The organism is Legionella rowbothamii (assembly GCF_900639985.1).
GTDB classification, from domain to species: Bacteria; Pseudomonadota; Gammaproteobacteria; order Legionellales; family Legionellaceae; genus Legionella; species Legionella rowbothamii.
The window spans coordinates 175,203-198,646 of record NZ_CAAAIM010000002.1 but is presented as its reverse complement, the minus strand read 5'-3'; the positions used below and the strand labels follow the sequence as shown (position 1 = coordinate 198,646).

Genomic DNA, 23,444 nt, shown 5'->3' with positions numbered 1-23,444 from the left:
TCCTTAGAGATAAAGCCATAGTGCCGCAAATGGCCCAATACCCTCGCCTACGTTTTGTCCGTAAAAGTCCTGTGTTAACCCCAACTGCAAACCAATCTTTTTAGTGGGCCAATACACAATACTTGGCGCGATCGTAAATAAATTATAAGACCCATTTTGGGGAGTTGCCAACCCAATGGTATTCCAGTTTTGAATGAATATCCAAAAACGGTCTTGGAAGAATTTTAACCCTCCCTCAAAAATTACTTGAGCCTGATCTCCAGGACCATAGCGTTGGATCACGCCCACAGAAGTATCAAAAAACCAATTCATTTTTTTACTTTTTGAGGAGCCACCGGTACCTATTAATAGCGCCTCTCCTGTATTCAAGCGACTATTTTGGGGTGGAATATTAAGATTGGCCCCATGGCCTAGAGCATCAATATAAAATTGGGTAGAAATAACGGCATAGTCATTTTTCCAAAGTAAGTAACGCCCTAAAAGTAAATTATCGTTCCCGCCCCCCTGAGTTCCATTGGCTTGCGTATGACTTTTTAGGCCTGAAAAATATCCACCAAAGGTGAATTTATCAGTAAAGCCGTACTCAAAATAATCACTGCCATAGCCTTTTTTATAAATCGGGCTAGAGCGCAAATGGCCTCCAGTAGTCCAAAAGTTCGTACTCTGATAGTATTGCCCAGTGGCAATGTTAAGAAATTCACCCTTACTGCGAACCCAAGCGCCAGCATGAGCACTTTGGTACGTCAATAAACCGAGTAAAAGACACATCCATAACTGCTTTTTAACCATTTATGCTACTTAGTCCTTTCAATCGTTCCATTTAATGGCTAAAGAATACCCTGATTTTTTAAAATAAAACAGCTCAGCCATAACACTTCTTTTTTCATAGTCTATGGCTCTATGTGAGCACTGGATAAGAGCGGCAGGCAATTAAACACAACGAATTTATTCTTACCAACACTGGGTATCTTGCTAAAGATCAGTTAACATGTAGCCTTTCTTAATAACCCCATCCTATTTATGAGCGATCAAAAGAAAACTACACATTTCGGCTATACCTCGGTAGGCTGGGATGACAAAGAAAAGAAAGTCGCGGAAGTCTTTCATTCGGTAGCGAAAAACTACGACGTAATGAATGATCTGATGTCTTTAGGTATTCATCATTTATGGAAACGCTACACCATAGAATTAAGTCATGTCCGTCCTGGGCAAGTAGCGCTCGATTTAGCTGGCGGTAGCGGCGATCTCACCCGCTTATTATGTAAAAAAGTTGGCGATACTGGCCGGGTCGTTTTGGCCGATATTAACTCAGCGATGCTCAATGTTGGGCGCGATCGCCTGCTGGATGAAGGACTATATAAAAATATCGATTTTGTCCAAGCCAATGCCCAGTGCCTTCCTTTTGTAGACAATAATTTCCATTGCATTACGATGGGTTTCGGCTTGCGCAATGTAACGGATAAAGACGAAGCCCTGCGCTCTATGTATCGCGTCTGCAAGCCCGGTGGAAAGGTGATGATTTTAGAGTTTTCTACACCAACCTTTCCAGGTTTAAAGCCTGTTTATGACTGGTATTCATTTAACATTTTACCGAAAATAGGCAAACTCTTCGCGCAAGATGAAGCCAGCTACCAATATCTTGCTGAATCGATTCGTATGCATCCTAATCAGCAAACCTTAAAAAAGATGATTGAAGACGCTGGATTTGAAGATTGTACCTATCATAATCTAAGCGGTGGAATCGTGGCCCTACACATTGCTTATAAGTATTGAGTTGATTATGTTAAAAAAATATTCATTAAAAGCCTTACAAAAAGCAATAAATGCAGCCATCTCATTAGATGAGCACATGCCCTCCAAACTACAGGCACTAAATGGCAAAACTCTAGAAATGATTATTGCTCCATTAAATGTCCATTTTTTTATTCAGTTTACCCAGGGCACAGTCGAATTATTAGATCATTATGAAGGCCTAGCAGATACGATAATTCATAGCAGCCCTCTTGGTTTAATCCGCCTTAGTCTATTGCCAGCCTCCAAGGCACGCTCTCTATTTAACGATAAAATTCGGATGTCCGGTAATATGGAGCTTGGACAACAAGTAAAGAAATTATTTGATGAAATGGATATCGATTGGGAAGGTCATTTAGCCCATTTTACCGGTGATGTGGTTGCCCACCAGCTTGGTTCTTTTATGCGCAAAGGCTTATCCTTTACCAAACGAATTGATGAATCAATGCGTCAGAATATGTCTGAATACCTCCAAGAGGAACTACGCATTCTGCCATCTAAAAATGAACTAGAAGACTTCTATAAGGAAGTCGATGAATTGTCGTTAAGCGTTGAACGCTTACAAGCCCATGTAAATCATTTAATAAGCCGCCATGAAATCGATTAAACAACTCTTTCGTATACTACACATCAATTACATCTTAGCCAAAAATGGACTCGATAATGTCGTGGTCTCACTAAGACTTTTTGCTCCTTTTCGCTTTATCGTTTATTTAAATCCATGGAATTGGTTTCGTAAAGAGCACCTAACGCATGGCCAGGCATTGCGTAAATCATTGGAAGAACTGGGGCCTATCTTTATTAAATTTGGCCAAGCCTTATCTACCCGTCCAGACATTTTGCCCCCGGAAATCGCGCAGGAGCTAACCAAGCTGCAAGACAGCGTTCCCCCCTTTTCCAGTGAAAAAGCCATGCAAATTATTGAACAAGCCTATGGTCAATCACCCTATGATGTCTTTGCGCAATTTGACCCGGTGGCACTGGCCTCAGCATCTATGGCCCAAGTGCACGCAGCAACCCTAAAGTCAGGTAAAGAAGTCATTGTTAAAGTACTCCGACCAAATATGCGGCGATTGATTGAGAATGATTTAAGTATTATGCACACCATTGCCAAATGGGCCGATCGCTATTGGCCGGAAAGCCGACGCTTAAAGCCACGCGAAATCGTTAAAGAATTTGAATATACCCTGCTTGATGAACTCGATTTATCTCGGGAAGCAGCTAATGCCGCACAATTACGTCGCAACTTTGAAGGCTCGCACATTTTGTATATCCCAGAAATCTATTGGGATTATACCCGCAATAATGTTCTGGTTATGGAACGCATTCGTGGTATTCCAGTTTCCGATTTAAATACACTGACAGCCCAAGGCGTGGATGTGAAAAAGCTCGCAGAACGCGGCGTAGAAATCTTTTTTACCCAAGTTTTCCGCGATTGTTTTTTTCATGCGGACATGCACCCGGGTAATATTTTCGTTTCTTATGAGCATCCTAAAGACCCCAAATATATTTGCATCGATTTTGGGATCATGGGTACCCTAAATGACAACGACAAACGCTATCTTGCGGAAAACTTACTCGCCTTCTTTAATCGTGATTATCGACGCGTTGCACAATTACACGTTGAATCAGGATGGGTAGCTCGTGATACTCGCGTAGACGAATTTGAAAGCGCCATTCGTACTGTCTGTGAACCCATATTTGAACGTTCATTAAAAGATATTTCCTTTGCTCAAGTAGTATTGCGCCTGTTCCAAGTTGCTCGACGCTTTCAAATGGAAGTACAACCCCAATTGGTTTTACTGCAGAAAACCTTGCTGGCGATCGAAGGTTTAGGCCGCCAACTCTATCCGGAACTGGATCTATGGACTACGGCCAAACCATTCCTAGAACAATGGGTAAAAGATCAGATTGGACCAAAAGCCTTTCTCCAACAATTAAAACAAAACTTGCCATTTTTTGCGGAACAATTACCGCATATGCCGCGCTTAATTTTTGATGTGCTTGAACTGAAAAAAGAACAACTGATTGCAGAGAAGGAAATGGCTAGCACGAAGCAAGAGAAAGAACCATCATCCCTTACTGGAAGTAATATTGCCGTAGGGGCCAGCATGGCTTTTTTGTTAGTTGGTCTACTCGATTACCTGCATCTACTTCATCACAAGCAACTTACTGTAATCACCCTAGGTGGTTTTGTAATTAGCGGATTATTTGCTCTATTTAACCGTAACATGAGGAATTGACATGGGACTCAGTGGTATTAGCCCCCTTTCTTTATTATTAATATTAATCATTATCATTGCCCTATTTGGCACCTCCAAGTTAAAAACCATCGGTTCTGATCTGGGTGAAGCCATTAAGAACTTTCGCAAAGCATTGAATGATGATTCTATAAAAGACCGTTCGAAAGAAGATAATAAATCATTATGAGTATGGAACTTCTGGTAATTTTTATTGTTGCTCTAATCGTATTTGGCCCCCAAAAATTACCCATGTTAGCAACTCATTTAGGCCTGTTAATGCGCCAGTTACAGCAATGGAAAACACAGGCACAGGCATTTTGGCAGCAACAACTCAGCGAGTATCAATTACAGGAAAATCAACGCAAGGCTGAAGAGGCTGATAAGCATTATAAAGAATCGCAATGAGTTTATGAGATAAAATTATGTTTTGGACTAAATTTGGTGAAGGGCAGTAAAGGCGAAAGTCGCCACAGTTTAGCGCGAACCGTATATCATGGTCGCCGAGGTGAAATTTATGAAAAATATCGAGAAGAACAAGAGGATCAACTCAACGTACTTGGATTAGCTACCAATGCGATAGTGTTGTGGAATACAGTTTACATACAGTCTGCGTTAGATTACTTGCGTGCGCAAGGTGAAGTAATAAAAGAGGAAAATGAAGCACGTTTATCACCATTGGGACGGAAGCATATTAATTTTTTTTGGCATTTTTCATTTATGTTGCCAAAAGTCGTGGCAGATGGACAACTAAGACCGCTAAATGTCGCTGAAGAGCTAGCCTAGGGATATTTTGCTTTGAGTACCTTTTCGTTCCAATGCTTGTCACACCCCTATTTTAATTCCGTTTGTATTCAATGGAAAGACCCCATATCTATTCAAATGCCCACCAGGATAGGGTGATCCTCCCTCATTTCTTTATTAACTTATTTGTGAAGCACCAAGCAAAGTTACCAATTAATAATATAAATAAAATAACATAGAAGAAACTCGATCTAGAAAAAAACGCACCCGGGTAATAAATAGACATTATACTAAGAACAAATAATATGATGATTAAAATTTTAGAAAATACCAATGTGTATTTTGTATGTTCGTCCAATATCATTGCCCCAAGTGCAAATAAAAGAGCGAATACAAAACCTATTATAAATATATAATAAAGAATTAATGGCCACCAACCTAATACATCACTATTTTTATATTGAGTTAATATGAATAATAAATGAGAAAACACAAAACATGTATTTATGATGAATAAATCTCGATTGAATGCTTCTCGCTTTGATAGACCGTTTTTTTTTAAAATAAAAGTTGACCTAAGTTGAATTAACCATTCAGTTGTATATAAAAATTGAGCCCATCAATTCGACGTATCATGGCCACGCGTTGTTTTTTGGAGACCGATTAACCTATCAATTGGATGTACTCCTTTGATATTTTTTAATTTTCTTGCGCAGCAGCTATCCCTGCTTTTATACCTTCTCGAAAAGAAGTACTACCAATAGGTGTAATAGGTTCTATAGGACATATTGGAACGATTACCATATCTCCTTTCACTGTCTTGTAACCCTCACTAAATCCATCGCAAAACGCAGAAGCATAAACGGAACCATTAAAACATAAAAATATTATTAGGGATAAGAAAAAGTGTCTCATATTATCATTCCAAAATATCCTTATTAACTAAATTATAGACTAGAAGTACTGTTAATGTAGGTATGCGGATTATGACCTTAAAGACTTACCTATGATAATGCAACTCAGCTCAATAAAACGTTTCGTTGCTATAAATTATACAATATTTAATTGAAACACTTTTTTAAACCGATAAAACCCACTAAAGATCAATTTTAATACAAAAATTAATGCGTTCATTAACACGGTGGTTTATCTATACTTTTTGTCGCAAAGAAGATTTAGGTTTAAATCATTAACAGATAAAATAATTACTAAAATCTATTACCATTCAATTCAAGTGCTATACTTAATTACAGCCAGCAGTACAAAATGTTTGAACCGATAAGCTTTTTATGGAGAGCGTTCTGTTGTCAGCGTTGTGCTATATCACTTTAATTGTGGGAAGCCTGAACTGACACGTTTGCCCCCCACCTAAACCCTAGGGTTCAAAGTTTTGTTCTGCTGGATTCTCTTATTCCTATCTATTACCTTCTTATTTATAAAGTCGATTTTAATGATCCTATGCACATTTATATGAATGTATTTTTTATAAAATTGATTCCCAATTAATAACTTATTGGACATATGATATTTAGAGGATGGTGTTCTTACTTCCTTCGCATCCAAATCAGTTTTATCGAAATCAATAATATTTTCCAGTATGTTATGGCCAGAGAGTTGATTAAACTGTTCTTGTAATTGTATCGCTTCCTCAGAATTACTGTCAGTTTTATATGCGATAATCAAATCGTGTACCAGAAAAACTCCGTTGATCTGTGGAGTCTTCGGGCTGCTTTCGATTGCCTTCGCCCGCCTTGAGATAGATGAGGGTGATTTGGGAGGGTTTGTGAAAGATAATAATGGAAATTCTTTCCATAGCATTGCTTCGCGGTATTTTTTATGGTGCTTTTCTGATATGTTCGATTGAATCGGTACTACTACATCCCAAAGAGATGTAGTAGTACAAATATCTTAAATTTAAAGGGCTGTTATACTCTGTGCCTGAGGGCCTTTAGCACCCTGTGTTACAACGAATTGCACTCGCTGACCTTCTGTAAGGGTTTTAAAACCAGAACTTACAATCTCTTTAAAGTGGGCAAATACATCCGGGCCAGATTCTTGCTCGATAAAACCAAAACCCTTCGCTTCGTTAAACCATTTGACAATCCCATTTACTGCTTTAGACATATGTATATCCTTAAATTTTAATTTAAATACCTTTAATAGGCGAAAATAGCCGAAACTGGTCAGAAATTAAAAACTACAGTACGAGGGATTAAATGATTAAAACGACGATTTGGAGAATGTAAAAAAGACATTTTCTAGCTGTGTTTATACTACAGCTATTTGTGTTAATAAGCTAGTTTTATTCTTCATGATAATTTAAGTTCGTTTAATGAACGCGGTTAAATTGAGATTCATCTGAATTTGCTATATACATTACAGTGGCATCGTCAAGTTATTGGAGAGCAAGCGATCATATTGTCAAAGCCGTTTTTCTAGCGGTTATGAATCCAGTGTTTCTAAATGTCGAGAAATTGCTGCCGCGGCAAAAGAGCGCTATTATTGCGAGATGGATGAAGAGACTTCTCTGTCGCTAAAATAGTATGTCCTCTTGGGGTGAATGTGGGCTGGGCTGACAAGTCCAGCATCGGGAGTAGCACAAGCCCTGATTGTTGGGGGTTTTTAAGCCCCGCCTACGCATTATAGACTACAATTTTCTTAGGTTTAAATCTGCCCATAAACATTCAGCAATCGGCCCATGAGCTGGCTTTTGTAAGCGTATGGCGCCCATGACAACCAGGCGTTGGTCAAAATGGGTTCCTTGTAAATAATGCAAACGTCCATCAGCAAGCTCTTGAGTGATTAAATGAAGCGGTAATCGCCCCCAGCCAAGGCCTGCAACAATAATATCTTTCTTGGCCATCACATCCCGAACAGTCCAGTGGTGGCCATGCTCAAGGACGCCAAAAGAAAAATCAGATTGAGATGAATCGCGCAGAATTACTTGCATGCATTCAGAAAGCGTATCCAAATCATCTAATTGTTTACGATAACGCTCAATAAATTCTGGTGCTGCTACGGCGACCAACGGTTCGGTGCGTAATGGGATGACCTCTACTGCCTTCTTCATAATTAAATTTTCACTGATAATTAAATCAGCCTGATTCCTCAATAAGCGTTCGCAGGCCCCACCCAAGGACTCTGAAAGAAAGTGAAATTGCGTACCTGGGAACCGATTAATCCAGCCTTGTAAGAGGTTTTTAAGGCTAGCCAGCGGGAAAAATACATCGATGGCAATGGTAATATCGCTTTCTTGTTGTGCCTGCAATTGTTCTGCGAATTGACTGACATTATGCCAATGTCCAATAAGTGATTGTGCACGTTGATGTAATTTTATTCCCTCCTCAGTGAGCGCTGGGCGATATTGATTGCGATCGAAAAGTAGCATCCCAAGCTGCTCTTCCAACTTTTTCACCGCCGCGGTAATTGCCGGTTGGCTTTTAAATAAGGCTTGAGCCGCGGCATTAAATCCACCACGCTCCACAACTAAGACAAAAACGCGCAAAGCATCAAAATCAATATCCATCAGATTTATTTATTAAGTTTATAAAAACTTAATATTATCAAATTATTAAGATTTTCTCTAATCTGAAATTAACTAACACAAGGAGAAAATTATGTCTGTTATTGAAGAAACGACGCAACAGCTGCTCAGTCTAATCATGAACCAACGACGTATTAGTGAAGATGCTGAAAAAACATGCCAAGGCGTTGAATGCCCCCTATGCAGCCGGCATCCAAAAGCCAAAATTCAGCAAGCAATTCGCGATGAGCGCATATTAACCTTAATTCTTCCTGCCTTTCCGGCAAAGTCAGCAAACAGGCAAAAAACTTTATCAGCCAAGCCCGATCGCGGCGAAATTATAGGTTTAACTCAACTCAATCAGTTATGCCAAAACATGCAAAAAATTCATCAACCAGGCGTGAAATTAATTATTTGTTCTGATGGTCGGGTATTTAATGATTTGGTATTGGTCAATGATGCCGATGTGGATTTATATCAGCAGGGTATTCAAAACATTATAAGCGAATATAGGCTGAATCATATAACCACCTTTAACTTAGATGAGGTATATATCGGCCATAATTATCAAAGCATGCGTGAATTACTCATGCTGGAATTTGGTCAATCTTTAGCAAACCTAAAACAACAGATTCTCGAAGAACCGCAGTGGCGCTATCAGTTCAATGGTATCCATCGCTTTATTATTGAAGATCAATTAGTACTAAAACCTGAGCGAAGCAAAAATAAAGTGCGGCAACAAGCTAAGGAAACTGCCTATGAAGTAATGCGTCGTTCGAATGCCTGGTCCGCATTACTGACTCAGTATTTTTCCCAATCCATACGCCTGTCTATTCACCCACAACCCTGCGGTTCTAACAAAATGGGCATTCAATTTATCCCTTCTAGTAACCGCTGGAGCACGCCTTGGCATAATGTTTTGCTAAAAGATGCTCAAGGCTGGCAATTAATCAAGCGCGAAGAAGCTGAGCGTTTAGGAGCTACCTTAGATGAAGATCACTACGTTTTGGAGGCAAGCTAATGCAGCCCTACATTATTCAAACCAAAGAACCACGGTGTTTAACCATGCTTTCTCTCGAAGCTATTCTCAACCAAGTAACAGAGCATAAGATTATACTGTTACGTGGCTTCCATCATTTAGAGCGCGATGTCTTAGTAAATTACTGTCAAAGTCAAGCTCGCTTGCTTTCTTGGGATTTTGGCCCGGTCATGGAAATGAAAGTAGACTCAGCCCCCAGAAACTATCTCTTTACCGAAGGGGATGTGCCTTTGCATTGGGATGGTGCCTTTCATCAAGAACCTCGTTTCTTGTTTTTTAACTGTCTGCACGCTCCCGAAATAGGTAGCGGGGGTGAAACCGTATTTATTAATACGGAAGCAGCTTGGCAAGCGGCTAGTGCTGCTCAACAAACAGAATGGCGCCATTATGCCTTAAACTTTCATACCGAAAAACTTGCCCATTATGGCGGTTCTATTACACGTGACTTAATTAATTACCATCCAGACACGCAACGTATTATTTTACGCTTTGCCGAACCCGTAGGTGAAGACTATTTAAACCCAGTAACGGTGCGAGTCAATGGCAAAAGCGACACGGAATCGCAACAAATTCTAAGTTCTTTAAGCCAGCACCTACGGCAGCCACAATTTATGTATCAACATCAATGGCAAGCCGGTGATTTTTTGATTGCCGATAATTTTTCTTTGCTTCATGGGCGCAATGCCTTTCAGTGCCATAGCCCACGACATTTACGAAGGATCCAAATATTATGACCGCCTATACCTTAATGCAATTAAAGCAGAACTCAACTCCAGAACAATTCAGTACTCATGTACGGGAAATGGGAGACCTTTTTTGGTGGGCCCCTGGAAATTTCTGGGTTATTAGCTCCTATCAGTTAGCAAAACAGGTGTTGATGAGTGAAGATTTTAGCTGTGACCGCAGCCCATTCTTTATTTCACGTATGCCTGAAATGAATTTGTCCTTGATTACTGACTTTTTTAAGGTGGTCAGTAAAATGATGGTGATGAGTGATGCACCAGAACATACCGATAGAAGACGGATTTGTTATCATGGGTTTAGCTCTAATTTTCTCGAACAATTGCAGCCGTTGATTCAAGACACCATTGACCACTGTCTGACGGAATTTAAAGGGCAACAAGCTTTTGATTTTGTCAGCCAGCTGGCACAACAAATCCCATCGGTCACATTAGCGGAGCTTTTTGCTATCCCTGATGCGGAGCGTATGGATTTTTATCATTGGTCGAATAACATGACTCAATTTTTTGGTGGCTCGACCAGTTATCTTGATGCTGATGGGATTAAAGTAAATCACAGTGCTCAATGCTTGTATGATTATTTTGCTCAATTAATTAGCGACAGACGCCACAAACCGGGTAATGATTTTTTGAGTATCCTATTAGAACACCAAGCACATTTTGGTTTAAATGATGAAGAGATTATTTCTCAAGCCATTATGATGTTGGTTGCAGGACAAGTCACCACCACTGATCAACTGTGTAATAACCTTTTTATCCTATTAAGCATCCCAGGCTTATGGAGTGAAGTCCGACAAAATATGCACGCTCTTGATGCTTATATTGAAGAATGTAATCGCCTTGATCCTGCGGTAACCTTTATTTTCCGGGTGACCAAAAACAATACCATGCTCGGTGATCAATTAATTGAGCAAGGTAAAGTTATTTTCATTTCAACCCATGCGATTAATCGTGATCCTCATTATTTTAATCAACCTGATGGCATTAACCTTGCGGAGAGAAAAGCGCAACATTTTAGTTATGGTTATGGCAGTCATTTTTGTTTAGGTGCGAAATTAGCGCGTATTGAAATGCATCATATTTTTAAAACCTTACTGGAACGCTATCCTAATTTGAGTTTGGATGCTGAAAAGTCGGCATTGAGAAAACATCATAGTTTATCGTTTTCAGGATTTGAACATCTTTATTTACGAGCTTAACATAAGACAGCAAAGGAAAACTTGATTGCGCATAATTAAGCATCACTAGGCTAAGAGCATTGCCTATAGTGTAGAAAAAACCGAGTTACCCCGGCTTAACCACGTTAATCTGAGCATCTTATTTAGCAAGAAAACCTTAAGTACCTACCGCTTAATTACAACCACGGGCTACATTATATTAGAGCTAGCCCGATGGGGGCTGCTTAGGGAAATATCCTTCAAATCATTAATCAGTGCTCGAAGTTCATCGATTAATGTAATGGTTGTTGTTCGCAGACGTGTAGCGCAACCGATATTGCTCATAAATGAATTAAAATAGAGGGTGGTTGCATTCTGCCCTAATGAGAAAATAGCTTTATAATGGAGGTATTTATTTTGCTGCAGATCGAAATCATGAATAATCTTTTTAATTGCGCTTAAGTCCGTTGCATTTTGAATATCCGTTACAAAATCTAACAGCATTTGCCCTTTATTAGAGACACGAAGGCTTGTGCCAAAAAAAGAGTGATTGCGAGGATCTCTTTTTAGGAAATTCGCATAATCCTCTATCTTTTTTAGAACCGAAGTTAATTTCTCATCACGATAAAGCTCCTGTCTTTCTTTTGGGACAGAAGAGCTTACTGTCTCACGAACCGTCCTTGATGAAGGTATTGTTAGCGAAATTAATGAAGGTTCTTTTGCTTGTATTAATTTCACCGTTTCAATTACACAGGTTAAGTGCTCATGTACCTGAGCCCTCCTTTGTAGTTTATCTTTCTTTGTGCTGCCAAGATATTTCTCCGCTCCCGCAAGAGCCGCTAAATAGCGATAACAACCATCTGCATTTAAACTCTTATCATATAAATTATGCAGCATAACGATCTCGGCTCGTTCAAGAGCAGAAAGAACATCTACCCATTGGTTATAAGCAGGTATATCAGCATGCAATTTATAGAAACTTGTCTTGTTAATCGTTTGCACATAATTTTTGTATAATTTAGTAGCAGTATCTGCCTCATAACTCTTCACTATTTGCGACTCTACTAGTGGCTGAGGAAGCACGAACTCTTTTAATTCTGCTACATTCTTCTGGTAAGGAGTAAACCATTCAAGGAGGGAAGAGAAATGTTTATCCAATAAAAGTCTACGCTCAGCTGAATGCTTATTGAATGCTTTTGCATCTTTGAGCTCAAGATATTTCTCGGCAATTAAAATGGTCAATAAGTACCGATAAAAATAATTATATACTTGAAGGCTAAATATATTCTGATGTTGATAAATATTTTTTGTTTTGCTTTCACATTCCGTTAATACTCCAAGTATTTTTTCCCAATTAACCTGGGGATTCGGTGTATAGTCCTTGATTTGCAATCTCTCTTTTCCTAGGAATGACACCAGTTGGACCATCAATGCAAAAGCAGCATGTTTACGATAATGCGACATAATTAATCCGCCCCCAAAGCAAAGGGAAAAAAATTATCAGGGGGCAGAATGAAAGTCAAGATAGCTTCGGAGGTATACTGCGGGATTTAGCGCGGAAAGGAAAGCCCGGGTTGCAGGCCAGTTTTTTCTTCGCATTTTCTTCAGCATCTAATTGAGCGCTCATCGATAAGAAAACCTCATCATCCTGTTTCTTCGTTTTCATCGTAGTTTTATTAGAGGTTTCTTTGGGCTCTAGCATAACTATGCTTAGATTACCTACATAAGGTTAATTATATCCAATTTTTTACATTGATGGAGAGGCTAATAAATTGGTTTATGAGAAGCGATCTACGGGTTGATGACAATAAGGACTCTTATGATGTTTGGTATAATAATCTTGATGATAATCTTCTGCCTGCCAAAATGTTTTTGCGGGTAATAGACGTGTTGCCACTTGATAGCCACGCTTTTGTAGCATTTGGATCAGGAGCTCGGCATCCTCTAATTGTTCTTGATTATAATAAAACACTGCACTCTGATACTGCTGCCCAATATCAGGGCCTTGTCCCGATTTCTGGGTTGGATCATGAATTTCAAAAAACCGTTTTAACACCTGGTGATAGTCTGTTTTCGCTTTATCATAAACCACACGTACGGCTTCATAATGGCCGGTATTGCCTTGACAGATTTGCTCATAACTTGGGTCTAAGGTCACACCACCAGTATAACCTGACTCAACCTTCAGTACCCCTGGAATCAGCTTTAAAAAATGTTCGACACCCCAAAAGCAACCACCAGCAACAATGGCCTCTTCGGTATCTAAAACCGTGCTATCGGCAACAAAATCAATAGAGGCTGAATTCACACAATGACGTAAATTGTTTTGGGTAAAGTACTCACCAGTAAACACATGCCCCAAATGAGCATCACAGCGATCACAAAGAATCTCTATGCGCCTGCCATCGCTATCAGGGACTTGTCTCACCGCCTGCACAATATTGGCATCAAAACTAGGCCAACCGCAGCCAGAGCTAAATTGACTTGAGCCACGAAAGAGCGCCAAACCACAGCGCCGACATAAATAGGTACCTTGAGTAACTACGTGATTATAAGCTCCCGTGTGCGGATATTCTGTGGCTTTCTCACAGATTACCCGCTGCGCTAAGGGAGTTAAACTGGCTATTTTATCAAGATAGTCACTCATAGTATTTTATCGTGGTTGTGCTTGGCAGATTTTATCTGCTAAGTAACCTACGGCTCCTGCATAATAGATAGAGTTATTATAGTGCAAAATCATCTTATAGTTAGGAAAGGCCATAAAGGCTGGGCCACCATAAGGCTCAACAATACTTGCGTTTAGGTTTTGATGCGGTAATGGTTTGCCATCTTCTGTAAGTATACCTAAAGAAGCCCATTCACTTACTGGTTTAATCGTAGTTTTACCTTCCAACGCACGATCAAAATTCTTAGGTAACTTAACTTGAATCGCCCAAGGCTCGCCTGTTTGCCAGCCATTTTGTTTCATGTAATTCGCAATGGAAGCAAAGACATCAGGTTTACTTTTCCAGATATCACGATGGCCATCACCATCATAATCCACTGCATATCTAACCCAGCTGGAAGGCAAAAATTGTGGTTGCCCGGAAGCGCCAGCCCACTCACCTTTAAAGTCAGCTAAACTAACGTGACCTTCATTAAGAATACGTAGAGCAATGAATAACTCTTTACGGAAGAAATCTTTACGGTTTGAATCATATGCCAAGGTCGCTAAGGCTTTAATCACTGGGAAATTACCCATGTAGGTGCCATAACTGGTTTCCATTCCCCAGAAGGAAACAATAAAACAGGGGTTTACTCCGTATTTTTTTGCTATGTCTTCAAGTAAAGCTTGGTTCTTTTTAAATTCTTTGCGCCCTATTGCAATTCGGTAGTTATCCACACGAGTGTTTCGATATTTCATGAAAGTCAAACGATGTTCAGGCTGTGACTTTAAAAGCCCTTTAATGGCATGACTGGGTTCACGGATACCGGCAAAAGCACTGTCAAAAACTTCTGGAGGAATACCTTGAGCTAAGGCTTCAGTACGTACCTCTGCAACCCATTTACTCCAACTTTGCTGTTGTGCAAAGGCAATTTGATGCATCAAAATACTTACTATTGCGACTAGCCACCACTTTCTCATAGCCCTTCCCCTGTGATTTTCTCTAAACTAAAAATGTATTCTATAAGATGACGTGATGTATGTACAACCATGTAGGTGTGAATGTAGGTTGCGCTCATGGATCACCAAAGTTATTGAGCTATCCTCAGACTCCATATTGGTTCATGGGCCCAACCTACATGCCATTGCAAAATTCAAGCCCTTATAGTGCTTCCATGAAGGCAGTTAAATCGGCTTTTTCCTCTTGAGTCAGCTTTAACTGCAACACTAGGTTAAAGAACTCTACCGTATCAGCCAAAGTTAGCAAGCGGCCATCATGCAGATAAGGAGGAGAGTCTTTTATGCCTCTTAAAGGGAAGGTTTTAATCGGTCCATCACCTACGACTTTCATTCCATTAATCATTTGGGGCTGATAGAATTTCTCCGTCTGTAAGTTATGCATGGTATTGTCGGTATAATAAGGTGCCGCATGGCAGGTAGAGCATTTCGCTTTACCAAAGAATAGCTCTTGTCCACGCATCTCCGCAGGTGTTGCTTTAGCGGGATCAAGTTTTCCTTCCCAGTTTAATTTAGGCGCGGGAGGAAAATCGAGGATTGACTGAAATTCTGCCATAAAATGAACCTGACTACCGCGCTCTAAAATGTTAACCCCTTTCTTAGTCGCAATAACTGGATCCCCATCAAAATATGCCGCTCTTTGTTCAAACTCAGTAAAATCTTCTACTGTTTTTAAGGCACGTTGAGAACCAAATAAACGTTGTATATTTACCCCACGCAAGGTAGGAGTATCCACGCGATGACGTACTTCTTGCGGTCGAGCTTCTCCGGTTAAATGCGTTGCCTTATTGGTATGGCCATTGGCATGGCAGTCAAAACACGTAACCCCTCGACTTGGCTTTATGGAGCGGCGGTCTTCAGTTTGGTTAAATTGTTGTTGGGGGAATGGAGTAACTAAGAGACGCAAACCTTCTATTTGCTTCGGGTTCAAAATCCCATTAAATAACTCATAATAGTTTTCAATCGTTACTAATTTACCCTTCGATACATCACCCAACTCTGGGTGCGTGGTTAAGAAAATCGGCGCCGGGAATGGGGGTAAAAAATGATCGGGAATATCGAAATCCAAATCAAAGCGGGTTAAATCCCGATTTTCCTGTTTATTAATTTCATCAATAGCAAATTTAGGGAAAACCATTCCCCCCTCCGCATGATGCGGGTGTGGTAGGGGCAAGAAGCCTGCGGGGAATAAGCCTTGTTTTTTAATATCCTCTGGGCTCATTTCTCCTAATTTTTCCCAAGTCATGCCTTCTGGCAATTTAACACGAACACCCTCCTGAACAGCTTTTCCATTAGACATTTTTGCCGTGGGGGAAGGCTTATTACTTAAATCATAGCGTTGTTTTAACAGTTCTTGTTGCTTATCATTAATTTCTTGTTTTGCAGCACTCATGCGTTGCAAAATACTTTGAAAGGACTCATGGATAGCAACTGGCGCATAGCTTGAGGGAACGTTATTATCTGGGGTAGGAGCCAGTGCATCTGGAGCTGGCGTATCTGCATAGGAAACGGAAAAAATACTGCAGGTTAATACCGCCAATCCTAAAGGTTTCTTTAACATATCTAAAGTCCATTTTTATGATAAAAAGAGTTTTTTTATCATAGAATAGTTAGTTTGGAAATTCAACGTCGGAAAAGAAAATACACCTCCGGCTAACTAATTCGCTTGATGTTTAAGGAAAACGGGTTGCGAGCAACCAGGCTAAGCTTATTATTCGCTCCGTAAAGAAACTACTGGCTCTAGCTTTGAAGCGCGCCGGGCGGGATAAAAACCAAAGAAAATGCCGGTAGCGGCAGAGACCATGAAGCCAGCCAGGGGGGGTAAAATGTAGATGGTGAAATTCCAGGCACTAAAATAGGCGACGATCCGGGTGAAAATTAACCCTAGTATCACTCCAAGAATCCCCCCCACTAAAGAAAGCATGACTGACTCGGTTAAGAATAAAGCTTGAATGTCGCTATTTCGGGCTCCCACCGCTTTGCGAATACCAATTTCCTTTTTTCGCTCACTTACTGAAACCAGCATGACATTCATTACCCCAATACCACCAACTAAAAGAGAAATTCCGCCAATAACTCCGAGCAATAAGGTAAAAATATGACCTTGGCTCTCCATGCTGGCAATAATTTGTTTGGCACTGCGTGGAAAAACACTTAGCTTCGGGGAAAAAGAATTAATGAGTTGCTTTATATCAAGGATGATTTGATCAATAGGACTATCCGCTCGTAACTCCAATACCGCATTATTTATCTTAGCCTCTTTACTCACTAAATTCATACCTGCCAGAGGGATAATCACGGCTTGATTCACGTCCTCATTAAAAAAACCATTTTCCTTCCAACGCTCAGCAACTCCAATAATGGTATAAAGAGAATGACCTATGCGTATCTGCTTACCAATTGGATCATCAAAACTAATCTGTTTAATTTGCTGGGCCAAACCATCACCAATCACACAGTAATGCTCAAAGGACTCCACAAAAGATACAAAATGCCCCTGGGCCAGTTTAATTTTTATAATTTTGGCTAAATGCTCATCGGCACCAATTAACGCCCCTTGCATGGTTTTCCCTTGAAAGCTAAGGGGCTGAAATGCCGTACTGTAGGGGGCAATATCTTTAATATAAGGAATGAGCTCGGAAATTTGCTGCCATTGATCGATGGATAAGCTATCAGCATGGCTCGGGGATTTGCTTGGTTCTTTTTGATAAACGGCAACCGCCAATAAATCCGTCCCCAAGGCTTTAAATTGCTCCAAGGCTTTTTCCGTAGCTAATTGGCCGCAACTAATTAAGGCAACTACTGCAGCGGTTCCCACTAAAATACCTAAAACCGCTAAAAAGGAACGTAATTTTGCCGCTGTTAAATTAACTACCGCCTGTTGGAAAAGACGCTTTAAGTTCATTGCGAATGCTCCGCCACCACAACCCCGTCAGCCAGAGTAATTTGCCTGCGGCATAAGGAAGCAATGTGCTCATCATGAGTAATCATAATGATCGTACGACCCTGGGCATGCAAACTTAAAAATAAATTCATCACCTCGCTGCCTGTACGCGAATCCAAGGCTCCTGTAGGCTCATCGGCTAAAATTACCTGCGGCTCAGTTACCAAAGCACGCGCAATGGCTACCCGTTGTTGCTGCCCCCCGGATAATTGCGTAGGACGATGATGCGCATAACGTGCCATGCCAACATGCTCTAAAGCAGCTAAGACCTTATCATTAATTTCTGCGTTAGCAGTGCCGCGATAGATTAATGGCAGCGCTACATTTTGCATGGCATTAAAACGTGGTAACAAATTAAATTGCTGAAAGACAAAACCTATATGCTGATTACGTACGTTCGCCAGTTCATCATCACTGAGCACCGATACATTGCGCTCATTAAGCAAGTAAGTTCCTGCATCCGCTTTATCTAATAAACCGATAATATTCATTAAGGTCGATTTTCCGGAACCGGAAGCCCCGACAATAGCTAATAGATCGCCTTCAGAAACAGTAAGGGAGACCTCTTTTAATACAGTTGAGCTAATCCCTTCAAGATGATAAGTCTTTACAATATTGCTTAGACTCATTAACGGTTTAGCCGATGAAGATGGGCTACTCATAAACCACCACATCCCCTACTTTTAAACCTGTTTCTACGACAACCGTATCAACTTGCGCGGCTCCCGTGGTAATTATTCGCTTTTCTAATGCCCCTGAGGAATTTTGGACCATCACCGTATTTTGGCCTTTTTCTCGTTTAATGGCCGCAATCGGAATAATTAATTGACTACCGCTATCGACACTAAGCTCAATAGCTGCACTCATACCTACTTTAATCCAACGTTGCTGTTCTGGGGTCAACGACTTTACTTCAACTACTGCAGTAAAGAAGGGCAAACCATTGCTAGTATTTGAGGCTTGCGCATTTACCGCGACCAGCTCTCCCTGGAGTGGATGTTTACCGAAAGCAATGCCACTAATACTGGCTTTCATTCCCGTATGAATTTGGGAAATATCAATTTCGGGCACTTCAATTTCAATACTAATTCCGGTTAAATCACCAATTAGGGCAATTACTTGACCGGATTTAACGGATGCTCCCACGGTAATACGAGCAGTTTTATCTTCACCTGCTTTCGGAGGATAAAGCAAGACGCCCCCACTTGGTGCTTTTAAGCGAATTAAATTGTGCTGCGCGGCTAAAATAGCACGTACCTTATCAAAATCAGCCAACTTTAAGGTCGACATTTTTTTTGCATTACGCTCATCAACCTTTTCCAGCATTTCGGTAAGCTTACGTGTCGACTCCATGAGCGTGACCCGCACTGTATCCATGTTGGACTTTTCACTCAGGTAATTATTTTTAGCCAATAAGCCCGAATCCCATAAATCTTGAGTACCAGAAAATTTCGCTTTGGCGATAGTATAACTATCTTTCGCCTTCAAATATTCGGTTAAGGTCTCATTAAACTGTTTTTGTAGAGCGGTAGAATTCAAGGTTAAAATAACCTCTCCTTCTTTGACCATTTGTCCATAGTGAAAATTCATGGTATCCACTACGGCCTCCATGGGGCTGGTAATAGTACTTTCATGTAAAGGCTGAATAGTGCCGGTAAAATGCAAATTTTTATGTAGAGTTTGCGTTTTGACCTCAAAACGATGAGCCTGATCCACTTTTTGCTGTTCATGACGACCGCAAGCAGATAGCGCAATGCTAATTAGTATTAAGGCGACGATTTGCCATCGGTTTAAATAATTATTCATCCACCATACCTAAGTTTAATTTTCCAGTGTTCCAATGTGGTTCCCAGAGTGCGTTGTAATGTTGAAATTTGATTAAGATAAGCAATTTTTGCGGTAATTAAGTTCGATTGTGCTTGAATTAATTGGTTCTGTGTATTGTTTACATCCAAGGCTGTAGCAATCCCTGCTTGCTGCTTTTTCTTTTCCAAAGCATAAGATTGTTCTGCTAACTTCACTTGCTTTTGCGCTAGCTGATAGCGTTTGGCCAAACTTCTAATGTTATTAATGGTATTCGTAATGTTGGTGATCAAGGCTCTTCTAGCGGCAAGCAAATTAAGCCGGTCTTTTTCCAGGCGTATTTTTGCATTAATCAACTGGCTCCGTCGACTCACATCATTCAAGGGAACTGTTACCGTCAAGCGTGCTGCTTCGGTAATATTATGACCGTTGTAAATCCCGCGCAGCCCTTTGCTCTGTCCAGTCACGTCATTTACCGTACCACTTTGTACGTTTGCTCCTAAATCCACTTGCCAAAGCTGTTGATTTTTCGCAATTTTATAGGCCCGCTCATCTGCCCGTAAGGCCAATTTTTGGGCCAAGTATAAGGAATTATGAGCCAAGGCTTGCTCAATAGATTTATTTAAATCCGGAACCACGATTTGCTCAACAACCACATCGCTGGGTACGGACAAATGCGTTTCTGGATCAAGGCCAATTGCCTGTAATAATTCCTGGGTTGCAGTTTGAAACTCATTTTCACCTTGCTCAACCATCAAACTCAACGACTCAATTTGATAAGACTGTTGAATGTTGGCTGTTGGCTCTAGCTGTCCTGCTTCGATCTTCTTCTCATTGATTTCATGCGACTTTTGCGCTTCTTTTAATTGCAAACGTTGATTTTCTAAGGTATTACCACTCAAAATCAACGAGCGATACGCCATAATCACTTGCGTAATTTGATCAGAAACAGATTGACGCAAACTTATTTTGTTTAGCCATTCAGTATCAATTGCATTTAGTAATGCCGCCTCATTCACATTTTTACCAAAACCACGTAGTAAGGGTTGGGTGAGAGAAAAATTTAATACCGGACTAAAATTGTTATCCCCAGAAACATTATTATCAATATTAAGGCTGGCTTTAGTACCTAATTTAGTACGCAAACCAAATTCAGGACTGGCAAGAAAACTACGGGTCGTATCTGAGCCAACACCATTAAAGCGGCTTTTTTGGATAACTCCTGAAGCACCCAAAGCATATTGCATTTCAAATTCATTATTGGCTAAACGTAATTGATAGCGTTGCACCACCCGATCTAACTCCGCATTGCGGATATTGGGGTTATAGCGCAAAGCCAAAAAAATAGCTTCGCGTAGACTTAACTTGCGAATTGCTTTCTTACGCGCCACTGGAGAGGTAGGGAGCTCAATCCAGTTTTTAAGCATAAATTCGGGTCTAGCAATGGCCTGTTCTAAGCGTTCTTCTGCCTGGTGTAGCTGCGGTTGATTCTCTGTAGTTGTTAAGGCACAGACCGGTAAGCTAAGCACGGCACTCAACAAAAATAACGAGAATCTGCTCATTAACTCACTCATTCATTCTTGTTCCAAACTGCAAATCGTTGCTTATCCTGCAAACGTAAGGCGGTTAATTGTCCTCCCCAAAGACATCCTGTGTCTATGGCATAGATTTTAGAATTAGGGCTTTTCCCCATGAGTGCGGCCCAATGTCCAAAAACAATGTCCACATCAAGCTCTTTACGATTGGGTACTGCATACCAAGGATAAACGTCTGCGGGGGCCGCCGCAAGTGTCCCTTTATAACTCAAATTAAGCCCACCTTCTGCATCACAAAAACGCATGCGGGTAAAATAATTGGTAATCATCCGCAAACGGTCAGTACCAATTAAGTCATCAGACCAAATATTCGGTTTATTGCCATACATATGGGACAGAAAATCTTGATAATTATCTCCCGAAAGTACCTCTTCAAGCTCACGCGCTAGCTGCATTGCCTTAGGCAAATCCCACATCGGAGCAATGCCGGCATGGACCATCACCAGATTAAATTCTGCTGAATAATATAAAATTGACTGTTTTCGTAACCAATGTCCTAACTCGTCTCTATCTGGCGCCTGCAGAACTTCCTGAATGGTATCATCATGCCCCTTCCATGGCTCCTCGCCAAATAAAGAACCCAATAAATGCAAGTCATGATTACCTAAAGTGATTCTGGGTGCTAAAGGTAAGGAATGTACAAAACGTAATACAGCCAATGATTGAGGACCTCGGTTTACCAAATCCCCAACAAACCATAAGCGATCTACTTTTTCATCAAAATCAATGAGTTCCAAAAGTCGTTGTAAGGGGGCATAGCATCCTTGGATGTCACCAATGGCATAATCAGACACCGTGCTTTGCTCCTGGTCGTAAGGCATTACCTGTATTTTCAACCACTTGCCATTGGCCGGCTGCATTAAGTTTTTGCAAATTGGGGGCTACCGCAGCATTTTGCTGCTGGGTCAGCTGGGTATGGTATTGCGCCTTATTGACTAACTCCATCGCAGACATGGTTTCTACTTTACCGGATAAATGCTGTACCTTCACCGAGCCCGGTAATGCAATGGCATACTTAGAAAATACAATGCCACTTTCCATCTGCTGATTTTGCATTTGTTCAAAGCGACTAAGTACACTACCATCGGCATTACGACTGTGTAAACCTAAAGAAAGAAATCCGTTTTGTATCGCTTGCCAATTCTTATATTCAGGATGTTCACGCACAAAGAGGTGGAACATTTCCTGACACATCAACATGCCACCAGGGACCATAAATAAAGGCGCCTTATTAATCATGATGCGACCTTCATCCAGGGACTTAATAAACCACTCCAAAAACTCCAGTCCTGCAGCCTGCTCTTTTGCTAATAGCGTTTCTGGTACACCTCCACTAAAGGTGCCTGCACGGCCATAAGGGCCAGAAGGGTTTTGCATGCCACTGCGCAGCATAAATTCCGTAAAATAGCGCTGAATGGCAATCGCATCCGCACGGATCAAAATAGCCCCTAAGGTACCTGCTGAGCGCTCATCTTCATTGAGTAAAGCGAGCCACACCGCTAATACTTCACCATTCGATGCAATCCAGGAAAAACCACTTGTAGGCATTAAGGCTCTCGCGAGTAACAAATTTATGCGACGACGCAATTCAACCTCAGATTCTTTCTGAAACTCATAAGAATAAAATTGCCCAACAGACCCCATGCTATCTAAAAGTGGATTCCATTCGCGTAACAATTGACCATTGCTGTCAAATAGATTGACCCGATAATCGATAAAAAGCTTACCTATTCCTTGTAAAATCGCGGCAGAATACAAGGCATATTGCCAAAGCATCTGCTCTTCAGATACCGCGCCTGACGGCTCCTGAACCATAAACTCCTGAAATAGGCTTAGGGCCGCCTCAGTTCGATTCAACGCATGATCAACCAGTCCACCTGGTTGTGAATAATAACTGTTTGTGGTTTCAGGTAAACTTTGGCAATAATGAACTAAATTCTCAATGAGTCGGGTACATAAACTTTCATAACGAGACATTTCAAGATGAGTAAACACACGTATTTTCTTGAGTAATACTTGTCGTCGTTCCTCAGCCAAAAACTGGCCGGCAGCTACAATGCGGGTTAAATCTTTTATAGATTTTCTTTGCATAGACAAAGAATTTTTACGCTCTCGATGAAACAAAGCCATCTCCATAATGATTAATAACTCCATACTTTAAGTTAAGTAACTATTCAGCTATGCGAAGTATTAATCTCCAATATTGT

General features: G+C 40.7%; 23 protein-coding genes. 9 read left to right on the top strand and 14 right to left on the bottom strand.

Annotated elements, in window-relative coordinates:
• Positions 1-3: 3 nt before the first annotated feature.
• Positions 4-789, bottom strand: a complete 786-nt coding sequence (locus E1P08_RS06115; protein ID WP_133136143.1) for a hypothetical protein — start codon at positions 787-789, stop codon at positions 4-6.
• A 231-nt stretch (positions 790-1,020) separates the two neighbouring features.
• On the opposite strand from E1P08_RS06115, the gene ubiE reads away from it, so the two are divergent.
• From ubiE to E1P08_RS06085, 6 genes are read left to right on the top strand one after another with little or no spacing between them, the layout of a single operon-like run.
• Positions 1,021-1,773: a bifunctional demethylmenaquinone methyltransferase/2-methoxy-6-polyprenyl-1,4-benzoquinol methylase UbiE gene (gene ubiE / locus E1P08_RS06110; RefSeq protein WP_133136142.1), complete on the top strand. Its 753-nt coding sequence runs from the start codon at positions 1,021-1,023 to the stop codon at positions 1,771-1,773.
• Between the two features lie 7 nt (positions 1,774-1,780).
• Entirely contained in the window at positions 1,781-2,398 is a 618-nt protein-coding gene (locus tag E1P08_RS06105) for a ubiquinone biosynthesis accessory factor UbiJ (protein ID WP_133136141.1), read from the top strand.
• Positions 2,385-4,034 (top strand): ubiquinone biosynthesis regulatory protein kinase UbiB, encoded by a 1,650-nt coding sequence (gene ubiB, locus E1P08_RS06100; RefSeq protein WP_133136140.1) that lies wholly within the window; start codon positions 2,385-2,387, stop codon positions 4,032-4,034. Before E1P08_RS06105 ends, ubiB begins: the two co-directional genes overlap by 14 nt.
• 1 nt (position 4,035) lies before the next feature.
• On the top strand, positions 4,036-4,221 hold the full coding sequence (tatA, locus tag E1P08_RS06095) for a twin-arginine translocase TatA/TatE family subunit (RefSeq protein ID WP_133136139.1): 186 nt from the start codon (positions 4,036-4,038) through the stop codon (positions 4,219-4,221).
• Positions 4,218-4,439 carry a Sec-independent protein translocase subunit TatA/TatB gene (locus E1P08_RS06090; RefSeq protein ID WP_133136138.1) on the top strand — a complete coding sequence of 74 codons (222 nt, stop codon included), beginning with the start codon at positions 4,218-4,220 and terminating at the stop codon, positions 4,437-4,439. Before tatA ends, E1P08_RS06090 begins: the two co-directional genes overlap by 4 nt.
• Positions 4,440-4,475: 36 nt before the next feature.
• Positions 4,476-4,817: a Tn3 family transposase gene (locus tag E1P08_RS06085; protein ID WP_165485103.1), complete on the top strand. Its 342-nt coding sequence runs from the start codon at positions 4,476-4,478 to the stop codon at positions 4,815-4,817.
• 1,872 nt (positions 4,818-6,689) lie between these two features.
• Here E1P08_RS06085 and E1P08_RS06075 read toward each other — a convergent pair.
• Together E1P08_RS06075 and E1P08_RS06070 are read right to left on the bottom strand one after the other, a co-directional pair.
• Positions 6,690-6,899 (bottom strand): cold-shock protein, encoded by a 210-nt coding sequence (locus tag E1P08_RS06075; RefSeq protein WP_133136135.1) that lies wholly within the window; start codon positions 6,897-6,899, stop codon positions 6,690-6,692.
• A gap of 523 nt (positions 6,900-7,422) precedes the next feature.
• Entirely contained in the window at positions 7,423-8,301 is an 879-nt protein-coding gene (locus E1P08_RS06070; protein ID WP_133136134.1) for a LysR family transcriptional regulator, read from the bottom strand.
• Positions 8,302-8,392: 91 nt separating this feature from the next.
• Here E1P08_RS06070 and E1P08_RS06065 point away from each other — a divergent pair, with 91 nt between their 5' ends.
• The 3 genes from E1P08_RS06065 to E1P08_RS06055 are packed head-to-tail and all read left to right on the top strand — an operon-like array spanning position 8,393 to position 11,276.
• Entirely contained in the window at positions 8,393-9,319 is a 927-nt protein-coding gene (locus tag E1P08_RS06065) for an isocyanide synthase family protein (RefSeq protein WP_133136133.1), read from the top strand.
• A 44-nt stretch (positions 9,320-9,363) separates the two neighbouring features.
• Positions 9,364-10,071 (top strand): TauD/TfdA dioxygenase family protein, encoded by a 708-nt coding sequence (locus E1P08_RS06060; RefSeq protein WP_242602396.1) that lies wholly within the window; start codon positions 9,364-9,366, stop codon positions 10,069-10,071.
• Complete coding sequence (locus E1P08_RS06055) at positions 10,068-11,276, top strand: cytochrome P450 (RefSeq protein WP_133136131.1); 1,209 nt, start codon at positions 10,068-10,070, stop codon at positions 11,274-11,276. The genes E1P08_RS06060 and E1P08_RS06055 overlap by 4 nt, the downstream gene beginning before the upstream one ends.
• A gap of 168 nt (positions 11,277-11,444) precedes the next feature.
• Here the strand turns inward: E1P08_RS06055 and E1P08_RS06050 are convergent, their stop codons facing one another.
• The 11 genes from E1P08_RS06050 to E1P08_RS06000 all read right to left on the bottom strand — a co-directional run bounded on the left by E1P08_RS06050 (position 11,445) and on the right by E1P08_RS06000 (position 23,373).
• A complete protein-coding gene (locus E1P08_RS06050) occupies positions 11,445-12,698 on the bottom strand; it encodes a hypothetical protein (protein WP_133136130.1) in 1,254 nt (417 codons plus the stop codon).
• A gap of 55 nt (positions 12,699-12,753) precedes the next feature.
• Positions 12,754-12,936, bottom strand: a complete 183-nt coding sequence (locus E1P08_RS06045) for a hypothetical protein (protein ID WP_133136129.1) — start codon at positions 12,934-12,936, stop codon at positions 12,754-12,756.
• 75 nt (positions 12,937-13,011) lie between these two features.
• Positions 13,012-13,881 (bottom strand): bifunctional methionine sulfoxide reductase B/A protein, encoded by an 870-nt coding sequence (locus tag E1P08_RS06040; protein ID WP_133136128.1) that lies wholly within the window; start codon positions 13,879-13,881, stop codon positions 13,012-13,014.
• Between the two features lie 6 nt (positions 13,882-13,887).
• Positions 13,888-14,820 (bottom strand): lytic murein transglycosylase, encoded by a 933-nt coding sequence (locus E1P08_RS06035; RefSeq protein WP_423202202.1) that lies wholly within the window; start codon positions 14,818-14,820, stop codon positions 13,888-13,890.
• Positions 14,821-15,040: 220 nt separating this feature from the next.
• A complete protein-coding gene (locus E1P08_RS06030; RefSeq protein ID WP_133136126.1) occupies positions 15,041-16,456 on the bottom strand; it encodes a cytochrome B6 in 1,416 nt (471 codons plus the stop codon).
• Positions 16,457-16,606: 150 nt separating this feature from the next.
• The gene (locus E1P08_RS06025; protein WP_133136125.1) at positions 16,607-17,800 is read right to left on the bottom strand and encodes an ABC transporter permease; all 1,194 of its coding nucleotides are present in this window, start codon (positions 17,798-17,800) and stop codon (positions 16,607-16,609) included.
• The gene (locus tag E1P08_RS06020) at positions 17,797-18,501 is read right to left on the bottom strand and encodes an ABC transporter ATP-binding protein (RefSeq protein ID WP_242602395.1); all 705 of its coding nucleotides are present in this window, start codon (positions 18,499-18,501) and stop codon (positions 17,797-17,799) included. The genes E1P08_RS06025 and E1P08_RS06020 overlap by 4 nt, the downstream gene beginning before the upstream one ends.
• A complete protein-coding gene (locus E1P08_RS06015) occupies positions 18,494-19,645 on the bottom strand; it encodes an efflux RND transporter periplasmic adaptor subunit (RefSeq protein ID WP_133136124.1) in 1,152 nt (383 codons plus the stop codon). The genes E1P08_RS06020 and E1P08_RS06015 overlap by 8 nt, the downstream gene beginning before the upstream one ends.
• Entirely contained in the window at positions 19,642-21,204 is a 1,563-nt protein-coding gene (locus tag E1P08_RS06010; RefSeq protein ID WP_242602394.1) for a TolC family protein, read from the bottom strand. Before E1P08_RS06010 ends, E1P08_RS06015 begins: the two co-directional genes overlap by 4 nt.
• A gap of 8 nt (positions 21,205-21,212) precedes the next feature.
• Positions 21,213-22,031 carry a symmetrical bis(5'-nucleosyl)-tetraphosphatase gene (locus E1P08_RS06005; RefSeq protein WP_133136122.1) on the bottom strand — a complete coding sequence of 273 codons (819 nt, stop codon included), beginning with the start codon at positions 22,029-22,031 and terminating at the stop codon, positions 21,213-21,215.
• Positions 22,024-23,373: a conjugal transfer nickase/helicase domain-containing protein gene (locus E1P08_RS06000; protein WP_133136121.1), complete on the bottom strand. Its 1,350-nt coding sequence runs from the start codon at positions 23,371-23,373 to the stop codon at positions 22,024-22,026. Before E1P08_RS06000 ends, E1P08_RS06005 begins: the two co-directional genes overlap by 8 nt.
• Positions 23,374-23,444 lie beyond the last annotated feature (71 nt).

Excerpts from the sequence above, each read along its gene's own strand:
- E1P08_RS06115 (WP_133136143.1), bottom strand. The coding sequence starts at position 789 with ATGGTTAAAAAGCAGTTATGGATGTGTCTTTTACTCGGTTTATTGACG.
- ubiE (WP_133136142.1), top strand. The coding sequence starts at position 1,021 with ATGAGCGATCAAAAGAAAACTACACATTTCGGCTATACCTCGGTAGGC.
- E1P08_RS06105 (WP_133136141.1), top strand. The coding sequence starts at position 1,781 with ATGTTAAAAAAATATTCATTAAAAGCCTTACAAAAAGCAATAAATGCA.
- ubiB (WP_133136140.1), top strand. The coding sequence starts at position 2,385 with ATGAAATCGATTAAACAACTCTTTCGTATACTACACATCAATTACATC.
- tatA (WP_133136139.1), top strand. The coding sequence starts at position 4,036 with ATGGGACTCAGTGGTATTAGCCCCCTTTCTTTATTATTAATATTAATC.
- E1P08_RS06090 (WP_133136138.1), top strand. The coding sequence starts at position 4,218 with ATGAGTATGGAACTTCTGGTAATTTTTATTGTTGCTCTAATCGTATTT.
- E1P08_RS06075 (WP_133136135.1), bottom strand. The coding sequence starts at position 6,899 with ATGTCTAAAGCAGTAAATGGGATTGTCAAATGGTTTAACGAAGCGAAG.
- E1P08_RS06070 (WP_133136134.1), bottom strand. The coding sequence starts at position 8,301 with ATGGATATTGATTTTGATGCTTTGCGCGTTTTTGTCTTAGTTGTGGAG.
- E1P08_RS06065 (WP_133136133.1), top strand. The coding sequence starts at position 8,393 with ATGTCTGTTATTGAAGAAACGACGCAACAGCTGCTCAGTCTAATCATG.
- E1P08_RS06060 (WP_242602396.1), top strand. The coding sequence starts at position 9,364 with ATGCTTTCTCTCGAAGCTATTCTCAACCAAGTAACAGAGCATAAGATT.
- E1P08_RS06055 (WP_133136131.1), top strand. The coding sequence starts at position 10,068 with ATGACCGCCTATACCTTAATGCAATTAAAGCAGAACTCAACTCCAGAA.
- E1P08_RS06050 (WP_133136130.1), bottom strand. The coding sequence starts at position 12,698 with ATGTCGCATTATCGTAAACATGCTGCTTTTGCATTGATGGTCCAACTG.
- E1P08_RS06045 (WP_133136129.1), bottom strand. The coding sequence starts at position 12,936 with ATGCTAGAGCCCAAAGAAACCTCTAATAAAACTACGATGAAAACGAAG.
- E1P08_RS06040 (WP_133136128.1), bottom strand. The coding sequence starts at position 13,881 with ATGAGTGACTATCTTGATAAAATAGCCAGTTTAACTCCCTTAGCGCAG.
- E1P08_RS06035 (WP_423202202.1), bottom strand. The coding sequence starts at position 14,820 with ATGCATCAAATTGCCTTTGCACAACAGCAAAGTTGGAGTAAATGGGTT.
- E1P08_RS06030 (WP_133136126.1), bottom strand. The coding sequence starts at position 16,456 with ATGTTAAAGAAACCTTTAGGATTGGCGGTATTAACCTGCAGTATTTTT.
- E1P08_RS06025 (WP_133136125.1), bottom strand. The coding sequence starts at position 17,800 with ATGAACTTAAAGCGTCTTTTCCAACAGGCGGTAGTTAATTTAACAGCG.
- E1P08_RS06020 (WP_242602395.1), bottom strand. The coding sequence starts at position 18,501 with ATGAGTAGCCCATCTTCATCGGCTAAACCGTTAATGAGTCTAAGCAAT.
- E1P08_RS06015 (WP_133136124.1), bottom strand. The coding sequence starts at position 19,645 with ATGAATAATTATTTAAACCGATGGCAAATCGTCGCCTTAATACTAATT.
- E1P08_RS06010 (WP_242602394.1), bottom strand. The coding sequence starts at position 21,204 with ATGAGCAGATTCTCGTTATTTTTGTTGAGTGCCGTGCTTAGCTTACCG.
- E1P08_RS06000 (WP_133136121.1), bottom strand. The coding sequence starts at position 23,373 with ATGGAGATGGCTTTGTTTCATCGAGAGCGTAAAAATTCTTTGTCTATG.